Source organism: Promicromonospora xylanilytica, from assembly GCF_054782895.1.
Map to the genome: position 1 here is coordinate 52,719 of NZ_BAAGRP010000075.1, position 16,897 is coordinate 69,615.

Sequence of the window (16,897 nt, forward strand, 5' to 3'; positions counted from 1 at the left end):
CGGCCGCTCGACCATTGGTCAGCGGCCGCTGTATAGTCAGTGCATGCTGACCATTGCCTCACGGCTGGACGTGATGAACCGGCTCGGCCGCGCGCTGGCCGACCCGACCCGCTCCCGGATCCTGCTGAGCCTCACCGAGGCGCCCGGCTACCCCGCGCGACTTGCCCGGGACCTGGACCTGACGCGCACCAACGTCTCCAACCACCTCGCCTGCCTGCGCGGCTGCGGCATCGTGGTGGCGACCCCGGAGGGCCGGCAGACCCGTTACGAGATCGCCGACCCGCACCTGACCCGCGCGATCGGCGCCCTGGTGGAGACGGTGCTCGCCGTCGACGACGGCGCCCCCTGCCTGGACGAGAACTGCGACGTCCCGCTGTGCTGCGGTCCGGGCGCGACCGCATGACCGCCGTGAAGGCCCCCGCACGGGTGCTGGTGCTGCGGCGACGCATCCGCTGGGTCGTCGCGATCACGATCACGTACAACCTCGTCGAGGCCGTCATCGCCCTGACCGCCGGCAGCGTCGCGTCGTCGGCCGCACTGATCGGGTTCGGCCTGGACTCGATCGTGGAGGTGCTGTCCGCGGCGGCGGTCGCGTGGCAGTTCGCCGCCCCGGACCCCGAGACCAGGGAGAAGACGGCGCTGCGCGTCATCGCCGTATCCTTCTTCGGCCTGGCCGCCTACGTCACCGTGGACGCCGTGCTCTCCCTGGTGGGCCTGCGCGAGCCGGAGCACAGCCCGGTGGGCATCGCCCTGGCCGCGGTGAGCCTGTTGGTGATGCCGTTCCTGAGCTGGTTCGAACGTCGCACCGGCCGCGAGCTCGGCTCGGCCAGCACGGTCGCGGACTCCAAGCAGACGCTGATCTGCACCTACCTGTCCGCCGCGCTGCTGGTGGGCCTGCTGCTCAACAGCCTGCTGGGCTGGACCTGGGCCGACGCCGTGGCCGCGCTGGTCATCGCAGGCTTCGCCGTCAGGGAAGGCCTCGAGGCCTGGCGGGGCGACGCCTGCGCCGTACCGGTCGCCGCCCTCACCGGCGAGATCGAGGTAGAGCACGACCACCACGAGGAGTGAGAACGTCATGCCGAACACCGGACCGTTGAACCAGGTGCCGATCGCCTGCGCGCTGCCCACCCTGGACGCCGCGAAGGAACAGGTCGGCAGGTGGCAGGCGTTCGACGCCGACTACGCGCTGGGGCACGAACGCACCGAGACCCGGCTGACCGTCCACTACGCCAAGGTCGACGACTCGGTCCGGCGGCTGCACGATCTCGTCGCCGTCGAACGGACCTGCTGCGGGTTCGTCGACTGGGCCGTCGACGAGACCCGTCACGACCTGCGGCTGGTCGTGACGGGTCCGCCGTCGGAGCTGTCCGCGCTCAACGTGGGGCCGCGGCCCGATCAGTGAGCTGGTGCGGCGCGAGGTGCGGGAACGGCCGGCGTCAGAGTCGCGGGTCCTCGCGAACCGCCAGCGCGCTGAGAACCGGGTGACGCTGCCCGGTCGCACCGACCAGCTCGACGGTCAGGTCCCCACCCGAGTGCTGGACGGTGGCGTTCTGCTCGTCGGCGGCCGCCCGGCCGACCTCGGCCCGGACATCGTGGTCGTGGAGCACGACCTCGCCGTTCACCAGCACGTCGAACGTCCGTCGGCCGACGGCGACCGGGTCGATCTCGGCGAACCCGAGGTCGATCTGGTAACCGCCCGCGGGGACGTCCTCGAACACGTAGCTGAACGTCCCGCCGGTCCGCTGGGTGCGGAACAGCGCGTCGTCCTCCGTGTTCTCGATGTCGGCCCGGGTCGCCCGGCTGACTCCGCCGACATGTCCCCACGCCGGGTCGGAACCTTGACGCAGCTCCTGGTCCGCCGACCAGACGAGGCCGTCGGCACCGACCAGTCCACGCCCGCCGACGTCGACACCCAGCCAGTACGCCGACGTCGCCATCCGAGCCCGCTCGTACTGTTCGGTGGCCCGGCCCGCGGTCGACGACACCAGCACGTCACCGACGAGCAGCCCGGGACCGATGCCTGCGTTGTCCACCGACACGGTGGCCGTGGTGGACTCGCCCACACCGAGCTCGACCACACCCTGCGCGGCGTCCCCGGTCATCGAGAGCCAGGGGAGGTCGACGGGCTCGTGGTCGCCCGCCTCGTCCCTGCCCTGCTCGGTCAGCCCGACCTCCAGCGGGGCCGTCCCGGTGTTGGTCACGGTCAGCTCGGCCCTCGCGTCCTGGTCCGGGCCGAAGAACCACTCGAGGTCGTCCCCGGAGATCTCGGCGATTCCGGTGGCCAGTACCGCGTCGTGCACCTTGGCCTGTCCCTTATCGGAGACCGTCACCGAGTCGCTGGTCGAGACGTAGTTCGGCGACCAGACGTCCACCGTGTGCTCACCGACCAGAGCCCGCGCCTTCCAGCGCCCGTGCTCATCGGCGGTGATCGTCCGGGAGCCGCCGTCGGGTGAGGCCAGGGTGAGGACGGCGCCCGCGACCGGCTCGTGGTCGTTGGCGTCGGTCACCGTGCCCTCGATCGTGCCCGACCCGAGCAGGACGTACTCCAGCCCCGTTCCGGCGGACAGCACGGCCTGGTCGTGGGAGTACTGGCTCGCCCGGGTCCCGTCCAGGCTCTCGATACCCACAGTCGCCGACGCGCCCCGGGTCCGCGGGTTCTCCCCGCCGATGCCGTCGCCGTAACCGATCTGGATGCGACCGTCCTCGACCAGCGTGACCGAGAAGCTCACGCGCTCGGACCGCTGGTCGTTGAAGGTGACGTCGCGGTACTCGATCACCTGGGCGTCGAGCCCGTCCACCTCCGCCGTACCGATGTGGATCCCTGCCTCGTCGTCCACGAGCAGCTCGTCCCAGAACGGGTAGATCGCATCGGCCGGCCGCTGTGTGGGCAGCTCGGTGTTGGGCGCGTCGGACCGCCTGCGATCGAAGGTCAGCATGCCGTTGGGCGCCACGCACACCCCGTCCCACGTCGTCTCGTAGAACGGGAAGTCGAAGCCGAACCACAGCACTCCGCAGCCGCGGCTGCCCGACCAGGCGGTTTCCGTGGTGCCCTGCCGGTACACACCGGAGACCTCCGTCACCTCGTACGGACGGTCGACCGGAGCGACCGGCACCTCGCCGGGCTCCGGCTGCTCCGGCTCCGGGCCCGGTGCCTCGGCAGCACGGGGATCCAGGGTCACCCTGAGCGCGGCGAGCGCCGGGGCCTGCAGCCCTCTGGCACCCCTGAGCTCCACCGTCAGCGGACCACCGGCGTGCTCGACGGTGGCCGTGTGCCAGCCCGCGGTCTGCCGGCCGATCGCGCCGGCCGGGTCGTAGGAGTACAGCGTGAGCGAGTCGTTGACGAGCACGTCGAACACCCGCCTGCCGGGGGCCGCGCGCTGGATCTCGGCGAAGCCCAGATCGATCGCGTAGGTGCCCTCCGGAACGTCGTCGAACCTGTAGGACAGGTCCTGGTGCCGGGCGGCACGCTGGGACTGGAAGAGGGCGTCGTCCGTGGTGCCGTGCACGGCGCCGCGGGTGGAGATCTCCTTCGTCCTGCCCTCGTACCCCCACGGGCCGTGGTGGAACGGCCGGTCGGCCGACCAGGCGAACCCGGTGCTGTCCGTGAACGCCCTGCCGCCGGCGTTGACGCCGACCTGGTACTCGGTGGTCGTGAGGGTGACGGGGACGTACTCCTTGGACTGCCGGCCGGAGTCGGACGTCACCACGATGTTGGCACCGAGGGCTCCCGGTTCCAGGTCCTCGGCCGAGAGAGCGACCTCGACCGTCGTCGACTCGCCCGGCGCGAGCGTCCCGCCGGTCGAGGAGAGCGACAGCCAGGGCAGATCCGTGAGCAGGTCGTCCTCGACGTCGACGAGCAGCACCTCGTCGGCGATCTGGTCGGTCGCCCACAGGGCGCCCGTGGCGTCGGTCGCGAGGCCGCCGCCCTGCAGCTGCAGCTGGCCCGGGAACCACCACGCGTTGACGAGCGAGCAGTCGACGGGGTCGACCTGCAGCAGCCGGCTGGGCCGGCCGACCGCGCGGTCGGTGTACCAGATGGTGTCCGACGCCTCGTTGTACGCAAGGCCCATCACCTCTGGCAGCGGAGGGGAGCAGTAGGAGAGGAACTCCCCCGGTGTCTCGTGCGACGTGCCCGCCACGGTCCCGATCGCACCGATCCCGCGGCCGCCCACGTAGAACACGTCCAGGCTCGCGTTGTAGGCCAGCCCGGTCAGCTGCGTGTTCGACCAGGCTCCTTCGATCTCCCGGGTCTTGTCCCCGGTGTCCGGGTCGAAGCAGTGGATGAGGCTCGCCGGGCTGTCCTCCATCTGGCACATGTCCCCGGTCCGGGTGTCGAACGCCAGGTCGAAGGCCCGGTAGTCGGGGTTCCACTCCGCCGCGAACTGCTTGCCGGTCTTGCGGCCCGTCACGGTGTAGGCGGTGTTGGTCCGCGCGTTGTAGTCGTGGACCCACACGTCGCCGTCGTAGCCGAGTCCGGTGGGCGAGCCGTTGTCCGGCCCGTCCCCGAGCGGTATCCGGGTGATGACGTCCCCGCCGGAGTGGGTACCGACCTGGTCGGCGGCCTCGGCGAGCGCGGCGTCCGCCTTCCTGCCCTGACCGTCGGTCAGTGACGGCTCATGGTCTCCGGCCGAGGCCTTGGCCGCCTCGTTCCAGGCCGACAGGTCGATCGTGCTGTCGGCTCCCGCGCCGGTGCGCGCCGTGGCCCCTGCGGTGTCGAGCTCCGGATGGCGCGCCGCCTCCCCCAGGTCGTACGTGAGGGGGGCGGAGCCGGAGTTGGTCAGGGTCAGCGACCCGGTGCCGTGCTGGTCGGTGCCGAGAACCGCGTCCAGCCCGTCGACCGTCAGGTCGGTGGCGCCGGTGGCGAGGCGTGCCTCGACCTCGGTCTCGGCGTAGAGCTCGGCGAGCGAGAACTCGTGGGTCTCGGTCACGTAGTCGGGCGCCGAGACGGTCACCGTGTAGTCGCCGACGGGCAGCTGCCGGCGCATGGCGCCGGTCGAGCTCGTCGTCAGGCTCTCGACCAGGCCTTCCGCGTCGGAGATCGAGACGTTCGCGCCGTCCACCGGCAGGCCGTCGTTGCGGTCGGCGACGGTCAGGTCGAGGTACCCGAAGTCGGGCAGGTCGTAGGTGACGACAAGGCCGTCGTGGAGTGCCGGGGACCGCTCCGAGAACCGGATGCCGTCCACGCCTTCCCAGCCCTGGATGCCCGTCGTCGCGACGAGGCCGGCGGTCAGCGGGTCGTCGCCGCCCACGCCGTCGCCATAGGCGACGATCACCTTCCCGGACCGGGTGAACGTGGTGGAGAAGCTGACCGTCCCCTCCGACTCCCGCGGCCATTCGGAGCCGCCCCAGACGGTCATGTCCCGGTACTCGACGACGAACGCGTCCTCACCGTCCACCGTGGTGGACGCCGTGTAGACGCCGCCGCTGTCCGTCCGTAGCGGGCTGGCGACGTAGAACGGGAAGACGCCCGCCCCGCCCACGCCGGGCCCCGCGATGGTGTCGTCCACGGAGATCACCCCGCGCCTGCCGATGTTGAGGGTGTCGTGGGTCCCGTTGTAGAGCGCGATCGGGGACGGCAACGGCACCTGGGTCCACACCCCGCTCGGGAACTCGACCTTGTCGGTGCCACGCCGGTAGTCGCCCTCCGAGACGGCACAGGTGTAGCCGCCGCCGTCCACGACGAGGGCGACCGCGATCTCGACCGGCCCCGTCGCGGGCCCGACCGTCAGGGGAACCGTCGTGGGCGAGAAGCACGCGTTCGGCAGCACCTTCAACAGGTACTCGCCCTCCGGGACGTCAGGAACCGTGAACATGCCGTCGGCGTCCGTGCGGACGGCGTCGAGCGGTGTGCCCTCGACGGAGACCTCAGCCGCCGGTACGGGCCGCTCCTCCGCGTCGAGCACCACACCGCTGACGTCGCGGGTGGGCGCTGTCTCGAGCACGACGTCGAGCGTGGTGTGCTCGCCGATCGTGACGGTGGCGCTCGTCGTCGCCGGTACGTGACCGAAGGCCGTCGTGGTGATGTCGTAGTCGCCGGCGGGCAGGTGCAGCGAGAACGTGCCGTCCTTGGCCGTGCCGACCGTACGGTCGAACGGGCCGCTGATCGTCAGTTCCGCGCCGCCGATCGGGTTGCCTCCCGCGGTGACGACGCCGCTCAGCGTGCCGCCTTCCTGCGGCGCGAGCTGGAGCAGCCGGACCAGGTCCAGGCGCCCTTCGCCGTACTTGTTGTTCAGCTCCGCGGTGCCACCGCACGAGGTGTCGTCGACGTCGTGGGCCGACTCCGCGAGCAGACGGCGGGTCTGCTCGATCTGCCCGACGAGCGTCGGGTCGTAGCTCCACAGCGCCGCGACGGCTCCCGCGACGTGCGGGGCTGCCATCGACGTGCCGCTGATCGTGTTGTAGCCGTCGCCCGGCCACGACGACCGGACGCTGACGCCGGGTGCGGAGATCTCGGGCTTGATCACTCCGTCCTCGCCCTCACCCTTGCGGGAGAACGCGCCGAGCACGCCGTTCGAGGCGAATGCGCCCACGGAGTAGGCGTCCGGGTGCGCACCGGGTGAGGAGACGGTGTCGCACGCCGCGCCCGGTGAGGTGTTGCCCGCCGACCAGACGCTGAAGATGCCGGCCGCCGTCCACGCCTCGTCGATCGCCGTGAAGAAGTCGGAGTAGGCGTGTTCCGCCGACGAGCCCCATGAGTTGTTCACCACGTGCGGTCGCTTCGACACGTCCGGGTTCTCGCCGTCCAGGTCGGTGGGGGCCAGCAGCCACCAGCCCGACTCGAGCAACGTCTCGAACCCCGTGGCCTCGCAGCAGCCGTCCGTCGCGATCCACTGCGCGTCCGGGGCGACACCCACCTGGTTGCCTGCCTCGTCGTCGCCCACCATGGTGCCCATGGTGTGCGTGCCGTGACCGTTGTCGTCGCACGGCACGTCCCCGCAGGTGCTCCGGGTGCTGAACCAGTTGTAGTCGTGCTCGAACGTGCCGTCCGCGACGGCGCCCCGGTACGTGCCGACGAGCGCCGGGTGGTCGAACTGGACCCCTGAGTCGAGATTGGACACCGTGATGCCCGCCCCCGTGGCCCCCATCTCCCAGGCCGCGGGTGCGTTGATGTAGTCGAGCCCCCACTCGACCTCGGCCTCCGCGGTGCGCGCGGCAGGTGTCGCGGGTTCCGGCCGCACCGGTTCGACCAGCCCGACCTCTGGGGTGTCGTGGACCTCCGCGACCGCCTGGTTCGCGGCCAGGTCCAGCGCGAGACCCTCGGTCGCGTCCTTGACCAGCACCGCGTTGGCGATCGGGAACGACTCGTAGCCGACGCCGGCCGCGTCCAGCTCGGCGGCGACCGTCGCCAGCGACTTCTCGGCGGTCTCGGTCAGCGCGTCGTAGACGAACTGACCGCGTTCGGTCCAGTCCGCGATGCGCGCGGCGGGCGCCAGGTCCGCCCTGTCCTCGAACCGGAGCCAGAGCTCGGCGGTCCGGTCGTTCCGGAGCGACGCCCGCAGCTCCGGCTGGATCTTGTCGGCGGGAGCTACGGAGTCGGCGGTCGGCTCGGGTGGCGGCGTGGCCGCCCACGTCGGTGGCGCGGCACTCAGGCTGAGGCCCGCCACCAAGGTCAACGCTGCCGCGACGGCAGTCAGTCTCACTGGGGCATGGATCATGGGGCCTCATGCTCCGGTGGTCGTGCGCGCCGTCGCTATCCTGCGGATGCGTCAATCTTCATGACGCGTCGGCGACAGACCCGTGCGCCGAGAGCACACCGGTCTCGACCGCGAGGACCGCGAGCGCGGTCCGGGAGGTGACCTTCAGCTTGCGCATGGCGGCGCGTAGCTGCTGGTCCACGGTGGCCGGGGACTTCGCCAGGATCTTCCCGATCTCCCGGTTGGTGTGGCCCGCGACCACCAGGCGGACGACCTCGATCTCGCGGGGTGAAAGATTGTCACCGTAACCTCGTCGACCGCCGCGCCACAGTCGTGGGACGTCCGCGCCGAGGTCGCGCAGACGGCGCGCCACCCGGTCCGCGTCGCCTCGCGCGCCGAGCCGGAAGAACTCCTCGTACTGGCGCGCCATCACCTCCTGGCCCTCGTGGGCCCTTCCTGCCGCGAGGAGCGTCTCGGCCTGCTGCTCGCGGGCCCGTAGCGCGTCGTACGGTCGAGGCAGCGCCGCCCAGGCACGGGCCGCTCGCGCGTAGGCGGACGCCGCGCGGTCGTGCTCACCGGCCGCTGCGGCGAGGTGTGCGCGGCACAGCGCGAGAGCTGCGCGCGGCCCCGGTGCCGAGCGGCCGCGCAGGCCTCGCGCGAGCTGTGCCGCGAGGCGTCGCGCCGCCGTGTGGTCCCCGGCGGCGAGATGCGCCTCGACCCGCACCGGCACGATGTCGGTCGCCCACACCCACACACCCTTGGTCTCCAGGGCGTCCATCGGTCGGTTCGTCACCCGCAGTGCCCGGTCGGGGTCGTCGTCCGCCAGCCACAGCCGGGCCAGAGCCGCGGCGGGCTCCATGGTGTCGTCGACGGCACCGAGCCGAGCTGCCTCCTCGAGCACCAGCCGGAACTGCTCTTCCGCGGCGCGCGGGCGTCCGGCCGCGGCAGCCAGCCGGGCGGCCACCCGGACGCTGGCCAGATAGATGGTGGGCCGGTCCCGGTCGACGTCCGCGAGGGTTGCCGCACGTTCCGCCAACCCCTCCCACCGACCGGTGTGCCAGTCGAGGTTGGCCTGTTCGATCTCGACGTTGTAGCGCAGGCGGGCTGCCTGCTCGGCATCGGCGAGCCGCATGGCGACGTCCAGATGTCGCTCCGCGTCGGCGTACCGCCCCCAGATCAGCGCGCCGGTGCCGATGTTCGCGTGGATGCGGGCCAGGTCGAGCCGCTCGGCCGCGGCAGCGCCGTCGACGGGTAGGTCGGCGATGACGTCCCAGGAGGTCTCCTCGCCGAGCATGAGCAGTGCGGCCGCGCGGTTGCCCGCGAGGTTCAGCCGGTCAGGCGGGGACGCGACGTGGGCCGTCATCTCGGCGGCACGCTGCAACCAGCGCAGGTGGGTCTGCGCGGGCCAGGGTCCCGCATAGGCCCAGCCCAGGTAGGTCATGGCTCTGGCCGCCTCGACCGGTTCGTGGTCGAGGTTGGCCACTGCCTGCTCGAGCTCGGCGAGCGCCGCGGTCGCCTCGCCGCCGACGATCAGGAGCCGACCGAGCGGGTTGCGGATCTCGGCCTTCTGTCGATCGGACAGCCCCGGGGAGCCGAGCACGGCGCGCAGGGTGCGGACCACCCGGTGGTAGACCTCGTCCACCGGCTCGCGGCGCCCCAGCGCGGCGGTCGCGGCGGCCCGCGCGACGCGGGCCAGGTCGTGGGGTGGAAGGTCGGTGGCCGAGAGGACCTCGTCGAGCAGGACGGCCGCCGTGGTGTGGTCGCCCGAGGCCACGGCCTGCTCCGCGGCCTGTTCGGAGTACCGGAGCCACGGCTCGGCCTCGCCGGCCTGACGAAAATGGTGCGCGAGGCGAGTGGCCGGCAGGGGGTGCATGCCCTCCAGCACACGACCGGCTCGTCGATGCAGAGCCTGCCGCACGGCACGCGGGATCGCCTCGTAGACCGCCACGGCGGCCAGCCGGTGCCGGTAGCGCCAGCGGCCACGGCCATCGCTGTCGAGCACCGCGGCATCGGCAGCCTCCGCTATCCCGGCTCGGGCCACGCTCGGAGCCAGGTCGGCGGTGGTCGCGATCGTCGCCTCGGACGACGGCTCGGCCAGGGTCGCCGCTGCCCGGAGCACTTGTTGAGCCTGCGGTGAGAGCCGTCCCACCCGCTCCCGTGTGCAGTCGCGCACCGTCGGCGGAATCGGCAGCTCACCGTGCGTCAGCCCGCCCCACTGGCCGCCGCGGACGACGAGGTCCGCGCGGTCGCACATGAGCCGCACCGACTCCTCCAGCGCGAACGGGATCCCGTCGGTCCGCTCGTGCAGGAAGGTGGTGAGCTCGGGCGGCACCGGACGACCGCCGAGCATCGACGACACCATCGCGGCCGTGTCCTCCGGGCGCAGCGGCGACAGCACGATCCTCGCCCTGGCCACACCGGCCGCCGCCCGTGATGTCAGGCGCAGCAGGTGCGAGTCGGTGCCTACCTCGTCCGGCCGGTAGGAGATCACAAGGCTCGGTCCGCGCGTCTGCTGACGGGCAGCGACGAACAGGAGGAACTGCAAGGTCACGTCGTCGGCCCAGTGGGCGTCCTCCACGACGAGCAGGTCCACACCGAGCGCGCGGATCAGCTCGTCCAGGGCGCGGAACAGCCGGTGCCGCGCTGATCTCGCGTCGGACAGGGGCTCCGGGGTCGGCGGCAGGTCGGCCGACCATTCCGGGAACAGCGGGCGCAGGGCGCCGGCGAGGTCGGTGAGCCCCAGGTCCGCGAGCGGCACGTCGATCCCACGGAACGCGTCGACGACCGGGCCAAGGGTCAGCGGCTCCCGAAGCGGCGGGCACACCGAGAACAGAGCGTTGCCGGCGTGCCGGGGGTCCGTGGCGAGCCACTCCTGCAGCAGGCGGCTCTTGCCGAGGCCGGCTTCGCCCTCCAGCAGCACGATCGCCGGTGGCCGGTTCACGGCGTCGCTGAGGGCCGACAGCTCACGCTCGCGTCCCACGAACCGCGGCGCGGACACCGTCGGAGCAGATCCGTCGTCGGTGGGCGCGCGGTGGGGCATGCGTGATCATCTCGCTGTCGCCCGCCGGGCGCAAGCATCGTCTCTCTTCCTGGAGCCGGCTGCCCTCGACCGGTCAGCGCTCTCCGGGCGGACAGGGCGTCACTGTCGGCCGAGCTTGTCCGGTCCGGCGACCAACCAGACCTGCCTGACCGACTCCTGACGAGCCGCCGGAGCAGATCCGGCGCGTGACCTCGAACGCGAGGGGTGGGCCGAAGCGACCCTGGAGCGGTCATGTTCATGCGTGGCCATGTCTGTCACCTTGACTGCCTGCAGCCGGTGACAGGACATTCAGGTAGCTGCCCTTCGAGCGACATACGCCGCCCCAGGCCGGAGAAGGAATGGACCCTGCTGACGTCGAGGTAGTCGGGCACAGGAGTCTTCATGGCTTGCTCAGCTCAGTTCACGCAGGTGTTCGGGTCCTGCGGGATCGGTCACGTCAGCAAGATCCGCGCCGGGCGGGCTGAGCACGTCCACATACTGTGGCTGCTGGCCATGACGGGCCGGCCCGGCTGCCAGCTCACGACCCACCACGAGCTCGGCCCCGACCCCGAACAGGCTACGGACCAGATGCAGGCACATAGGCCAGGTGCTGAGGCTCGCCAGCCGGCGCTACCGCCCGTGGCCCGCCGCGGGGTGTGGGACCAGGCCGCAGCTCTGGCCTCCCATTCAGTAGGCAGGCCAGAGCTACCGCCGTCTCACCGGGGACACGAGCCGACACCTACCAGGTCACCGGTAGCTCCTGGACGCCGTAGGTGAGCGAGTCTCCTTTGAACGACAGCTCGTCGACGGGGACCGCAGGGCGCAGGCCGGGAATGCGTTGCAGCAGTGCGTCGAACACGATCTGCAGCTCGAGCCGAGCCAGGTTCTGACCGAGGCACTGGTGTGGGCCGTGGCCGAAGGCGAGATGATTGCTGGTGCCGCGCTCGACGTCGAACGTGTTCGGGTCGTCGAACACCCTCGGGTCACGGTTGGCGACGTGTGAGAGCGCCAGCACGCCGTCCCCCGCCTTGATGAGCCTGCCGCCGATTTCGACGTCCTCGGTGGCTACCCGCGTCAGCACCTGTTCGGCGATGGTGAAGTAGCGCAGCAGCTCCTCGACGGCAGGCTGGGTCCTTGCCCGGTCCAGCCGGATGACCTCTCTGGCCTTGGAGTCCTGGATCAACTGCAGCGTTCCCAGCGCGATCATGTTTGCGGTCGTCTCGTGCCCGGCCACAAGCAACAGGAAGGAGAGCCCGATCAGGTCCGCGCGGTCGACACTGCCGTTCGTCTCGCGCTGCCGCAGGAGCTGGCGGCTGAGGAGGTCGTTGGCGGGTTCCTTTTCCTTGGCCCGCAGCAGGGCGTCGAGGTAGCCGGTGAGCTCACCCATGGCGGCTCGTGCGTTGTGGGCGTCATCGGGGTGTTCGCCCTGCGTGATGGCCAGGGTCGACCGGCTCTGGAAGAAGTCGTGATCCTCGTACGGCACCCCGAGCAGCTCGCAGATCACCAGCGACGGGACCGGCAGGGCCAAGGCCTGGACCAGGTCGACGGGGCGCGGCCCGGCCAGCATCGCGTCGATGTGCTCGTCGACGATCTGCTGGATGCGTGGCTCGAGCTCGGCCAGCCGCCGACGGGTGAACTCGCCTAGGACGGCGCGCCGGGCCGCTCCGTGCTCCGGGGCGTCCATGTTCAGCATCACTCCGGGAACGACTTCTTCGTCCTGTGCGGCGAGGTCACCGACGTTGACCCGCGGAAAATCAGGACGCGTACGGTCGGAGCTGAAGCGCGCGTCCGACAGCACGGCGCGGACGTCGCTGTGGCGGGTGACGACCCAGGCCTCGCTCCCTGAGGGCAGAGTGACCTTGCTGACAGGCTCTTGTTCCTGGAGCCGGATGTGCTCTGCACGCGGGGTATGCGGGCAGGTGCGAGCAATAGGAAGGGTGGGTGGTGGTTCGTTGGACATACCGCTCCTCACGTCGGGTACCACGTGGTGGTCGATGGGCGAGAATGCCGGCGGGCGTCAGCCGCCCACCGGCTCTTTTTCCGTGACGTCGTGGTTCAGGGTCGCGGCCCACTCCGCGATGTCCGCGGGCAGCTCAGGGCTCTGCGGCACGGTGTGCCCCTGCTGCTGTGCCAGCAGCCGGACGATCTCGTGCGGGCTGATACGTTCCCGAGTGCGCCGGTGCAGGAACCGCAGGCAGATCACGCCGCGGGTGTACAGCTCGCCGTGCCGGGTGATCCGGTGCTCGATGTAGAAGACGCGGTCGTCCCATCCGAGCACGCGCGAGGTGTCCTCGAACTGGTCCCACAGGCGTAGCGACCGGCGATAGCGGATCGTGGAAGCCGCCACGACCCCGACCCACGACTGCTTGGTCGCCAGGCGCAGGCCACCGTTCTTCCCCATCTGCCGGTACCCGGCGACGTCCATGATCTGCTGGTACGAGCCGTTGTTGACCACCATCATGAAGTCGAGGTCCTGCGGCAACACCCGCATCCTGGCCGTCGCCGGCTCCAGGAAGGTTCTTGTGGGTTCGGGTCGGCTCGGTACCAGCGCGGCCCATGCGAACTGCAACATCCTGCTCATTGATTCTCCTTCTCTCAAGGGCCGCAGCGGTGCTGCGGCGCTGATGGCCGTAGATCACAGAGATTCGTCGTGCGCGGCCAAGACGGGTAGGGGGACTGCCGCAGCCATGGCGCGGTATCCAGCGCTGCTCGGGTGGAGATGGTCGCCGGAGTCGTACCGGGCAGCCATCCGGGTGGGCGCTCGTGGGTCTCGTAGCACCGCGTCGAAGTCGATGACGGAGTCGGCGACGTCTTGCCCGCGGATCCAGCCATTGACCGCGACCCGACGTTCCTCCGTCACCTGGCCTCGCGCGCTGCCGGCCGTGGGAGTGAGGGTGCCCAGATGGGCCCTGAGGCCTGCTTGTCGCGAGCGTTCGGCGAGCCGGGAGAGGCCCTTGATGAGTTCTGCAGCCGTGAGGTCGGCGTTTTCCGCGAGATCGTTGATGCCCTCGAGAATGATGACGTCGGTGACGCCCGGCTGAGTGAGTACATCGCGTTCGAAGCGGCTCAGCGCCGAATCGCCGAACGGAAGATGCCACGAGGTGGCAGCAAGCACCTGGTTGCCGGAGATGCCGGCGTTGACGACGCCGATCGAGCGCTCCGGTGTCAGCTGTGCAAGGCGCTGAGCCAGGAAGTCGGGGTAGCGGGCGTTCTGGTCCAGTGCTGTCCGGCTTTCCAGCGGGCCACGGACCCGGCCTTGATAACCGTCGGTGATTGAGTCGCCGAATGCGACCACGACGGCAGAGTGCCGATCGGCGCGGACATCGACGGCGTGAAGGAAGTACCAACCCGTCGAATAGCCGAGCGGTGAGCGGGCGCGGTGGAAGCTGCGACCTGAGCGGTTCGCAGCCTGGTCACCTCGGCCCGGCGCGGAGACGTAGTTGGTCTGGTTGGTGATGAAGTGCTGGGTGGGCCGGATCACGTTGCCGCGGACGTGCAGGCTCACCAGGAGGTCTTGTCCGTGCTGCACGTCCAGTGGCACGGCATCGCTCCCGACGAAGGCGCCCGCGGCGAGGCTGGTGGAGAGCCCGCCCTTGAACGTCAGATCGCGCAGGGTGCCGGGTGCGGCTGTCGCGCCATCGCTGCGGCGGGCGACCGTGGCATGCTCGATGTGGACGGGGCCGCGCGAGCCGTAGGCGTTGTTCAGCCGGATGCGGACGGCATCACCCGACATCAGGGGGCGGACGACCATGCGCAGGGTCTGCGCGACGACGGGCCGTCCCAGCAAGCCCTGCGCGAGGCCGACGCCGCTGGGCGGCGCGGTCCATGCCACGACCCACGTCCGCGCGGCGGCTTCGCTGTCGGTAGCGGCCGGCGAATCGGGGGAGTCCGCGACGTACGGGGGGTGGAGTGGTGACATGAGTTCCTTCGGACGAACGGGCCGAGACGACGGGGTACTGGTGCGCGTCTGTCGTGGCACCCGCGCACCGGCGGGCGGTGTGGTCATGAGTCGTGCGATGCCGCACGGGCCGGCGACATTGGCCCCCAGGTCCGTTGCACGGCCGAGCGGGCGAAGAAGGTAGCGAAACGCGCAGCGGTACGGATCCTGCGTGCCCGGGTGAATCCGGTGCCGCGAACGGTGCCGAGAAGGCTCCCCAGGTCCCGCGGAGTGATGACGAGAGTCGCGTCGGCCATGGTGGTCGGGTCGTCGACGGGGTGGGCGGTGGCGTGCAGCCGCGTCAGGTCGACCAAGGGCTGCCATGGCGCCCGTCCTGTGATGGTCTTGGTCCCGGTGAGCTGCCACGGCTGACCGGAGTCCGCGTCGAAGCGGAGCTCGTAGCGCATCGCTTCCGTGGACTGGTCCGGGAAGAGGGAGAGCGTGCCGGACGTGGCGGCGGAGGTCGCGACGCCGGAGACGTCGACGGTGCCTCGCACCGAGAGCATGTGGTTCGGGTCGGAGACGAGCTGGTCGATGCTGCCTCGCTCGACGGTGAGGCGCAGGTCGATGCGTGACCGGTCACGATCGATCGAGACCATGCGCTCGTCGAATACGATGCCGCCGCCGCTGGTGGCGGTGTTGAGGTCCGCCGCGAAGCTCGATGCGGTGTCCTCCGGAGCGGCGGCCGGTACGACGTCAGGCCATTCGGGGGCACACCACTGCGGGCGCCCGTCTCGGCGGATGATCGCCTCGATCGACCGCTCGGCAGCGGCGAGGATCGTCGCGGAGGGGTTGACGCCGGTGGAGGCGGGCAGGGTGGAGCCGTCGACGACCAAGATGCCGGGGTGGCCGTGTACCTCGCCGACGTCGTCCACGACACCTGAGCTGGCGTCGTGTCCGGAGCGCACGCCGCCGAGGGGGTGGACGGTGGTCGTGCGACGGAGCACGGACCAGGTGATCGGGTGGTAGAGGCGCGCGTCGAGGAGGCGAGCGAGCAGCGGCCCGACGCGGCGCTGCGATCGGTAGAGGTGGGTCTGCCAGCGGTTTCGCCAGGACAGCACGAGGTTGCCGGACCGGTCGAGCCGGAGGGTCCCGTCTCCGGAGTCGTGCCCCATGGCCAGGACGGTGAAGACACGTCGGGCATCGGGTGCGGCGAACCGTCGCCGCCACCAGTTGCGTGCCCGTTGTCCGGGAATCATCGAGTCGAAGAGATCGTGCAGGACTGCGGGAAATGCGCCGTCCTGCACCTGGTACCAGACGGACCGCTGCCCTTCGGGTACATCGAGCACGGTGTTGGTCGTGATCGTCGGGCCCGTTGTCATGTCTCCCTGCGGTTCGCGGAGCTCAGCGAGAGTGAGGAAGTCTCCGTTGCCGGAGAAGCCGTGGCCGAGCGTCGGTGACAGGCGCGGGAGGGTGCGGTCGACGTCTCGTGACCGGAGCAGCAGCTCGGTGGTCGCGACCGAGCCCGCCGCGAGGACGACCCGACGGGCGCTCCACGTCCGCGGTTCCGCATCGGGATCAGAGGGTGTTGTCGTGGTGAGGAGATAGCCGTCGACGGCCGGCTCGATGCGGGTGACCTCCGCATCGGTGACGCTGCGCGCACCGTTGCTCTCGGCCGCGGCGAGGTACGTGGCGTCGAGAGAGTTCTTCGCGCCGTGGTTGCAGCCGATGACGCATTCGCCGACGAAGGCGCAGCCGCGTCGGGGCACGCCGTGCCGGTTCGGGCGCCACGTGTCCGGGTCGCCGAAGGTGACGGCGAGGTTGGGACGCTCGATCGCATCCGGACGGTCTGTGCGCTCCATGAGCTGTTCGATGAGCGTGGTGCGTGCGGGGGCTTCACCGGTGCGAGGGTCGTCGCCCACGGGCGAGACGCCGAGCATGTGGGCGGCGAGGTCGTAGTACGGGTCGAGCTCGGCCCGCCTCAGGTGCACGGGCCAGCGGTCACTGAGCGCGTCGTCGAACGGGCGGGCGAACACGTTGGCGTACGCGAGCGAGCCACCACCCCAGCCGGCGGCCTGGACGGCGAGCATGCCGTCAAGCCAGCGGATGTCATACAGGCCGCGATCGACCGACCACAGCCAACCGCGCTGAAGCGTTGGTTCACGCGGGAAGTCGCCGGGACGCCAGCGGCGTCCACGCTCGAGGACGGTCACCGAGTAGCCGGCCTGCGCGAGTCGGGCAGCCGCAACAGCGCCACCGAATCCGCTGCCGACGACGATGGCGTCGGCATGGACGATGTCGGTCATGTTGATCCTCTCGGAACTACGTGTGGTCCGTGGAGCGGCCGGGCCTGTGCCGCTCCACGGA

Annotated in this window: 9 protein-coding genes; 3 read left to right on the forward strand and 6 right to left on the reverse strand. The window is 70.8% G+C overall.

What is annotated here, in order from left to right; translation table 11 throughout:
• The first annotated feature begins 43 nt into the window (after window positions 1–43).
• From cmtR to ACYVK7_RS24465, 3 genes are read left to right on the forward strand one after another with little or no spacing between them, the layout of a single operon-like run.
• A complete protein-coding gene (gene cmtR, locus ACYVK7_RS24455; RefSeq protein WP_460890334.1) occupies window positions 44–403 on the forward strand; it encodes a Cd(II)/Pb(II)-sensing metalloregulatory transcriptional regulator CmtR in 360 nt (119 codons plus the stop codon).
• Window positions 400–1,068, forward strand: a complete 669-nt coding sequence (locus ACYVK7_RS24460; RefSeq protein ID WP_460890335.1) for a cation transporter — start codon at window positions 400–402, stop codon at window positions 1,066–1,068. Before cmtR ends, ACYVK7_RS24460 begins: the two co-directional genes overlap by 4 nt.
• Before the next feature lie 7 nt (window positions 1,069–1,075).
• Window positions 1,076–1,402: a hypothetical protein gene (locus ACYVK7_RS24465; protein WP_460890336.1), complete on the forward strand. Its 327-nt coding sequence runs from the start codon at window positions 1,076–1,078 to the stop codon at window positions 1,400–1,402.
• 34 nt (window positions 1,403–1,436) lie between these two features.
• Here the strand turns inward: ACYVK7_RS24465 and ACYVK7_RS24470 are convergent, their stop codons facing one another.
• From ACYVK7_RS24470 to ACYVK7_RS24495, 6 genes are all read right to left on the reverse strand, one after another.
• Window positions 1,437–7,640, reverse strand: a complete 6,204-nt coding sequence (locus ACYVK7_RS24470) for a S8 family serine peptidase (RefSeq protein ID WP_460890337.1) — start codon at window positions 7,638–7,640, stop codon at window positions 1,437–1,439.
• A 73-nt stretch (window positions 7,641–7,713) separates the two neighbouring features.
• Window positions 7,714–10,674 (reverse strand): ATP-binding protein, encoded by a 2,961-nt coding sequence (locus ACYVK7_RS24475; protein WP_460890338.1) that lies wholly within the window; start codon window positions 10,672–10,674, stop codon window positions 7,714–7,716.
• A gap of 718 nt (window positions 10,675–11,392) precedes the next feature.
• Complete coding sequence (locus ACYVK7_RS24480) at window positions 11,393–12,346, reverse strand: cytochrome P450 (RefSeq protein ID WP_460890339.1); 954 nt, start codon at window positions 12,344–12,346, stop codon at window positions 11,393–11,395.
• 324 nt (window positions 12,347–12,670) lie between these two features.
• Window positions 12,671–13,234, reverse strand: coding sequence for an acyl-CoA thioesterase (locus ACYVK7_RS24485; protein WP_460890340.1), 564 nt, complete (start codon window positions 13,232–13,234; stop codon window positions 12,671–12,673).
• A 54-nt stretch (window positions 13,235–13,288) separates the two neighbouring features.
• Window positions 13,289–14,485, reverse strand: coding sequence for a GDSL-type esterase/lipase family protein (locus ACYVK7_RS24490; RefSeq protein ID WP_460890341.1), 1,197 nt, complete (start codon window positions 14,483–14,485; stop codon window positions 13,289–13,291).
• A 170-nt stretch (window positions 14,486–14,655) separates the two neighbouring features.
• Window positions 14,656–16,836, reverse strand: coding sequence for a GMC oxidoreductase (locus tag ACYVK7_RS24495; protein ID WP_460890342.1), 2,181 nt, complete (start codon window positions 16,834–16,836; stop codon window positions 14,656–14,658).
• Window positions 16,837–16,897: the final 61 nt, after the last annotated feature.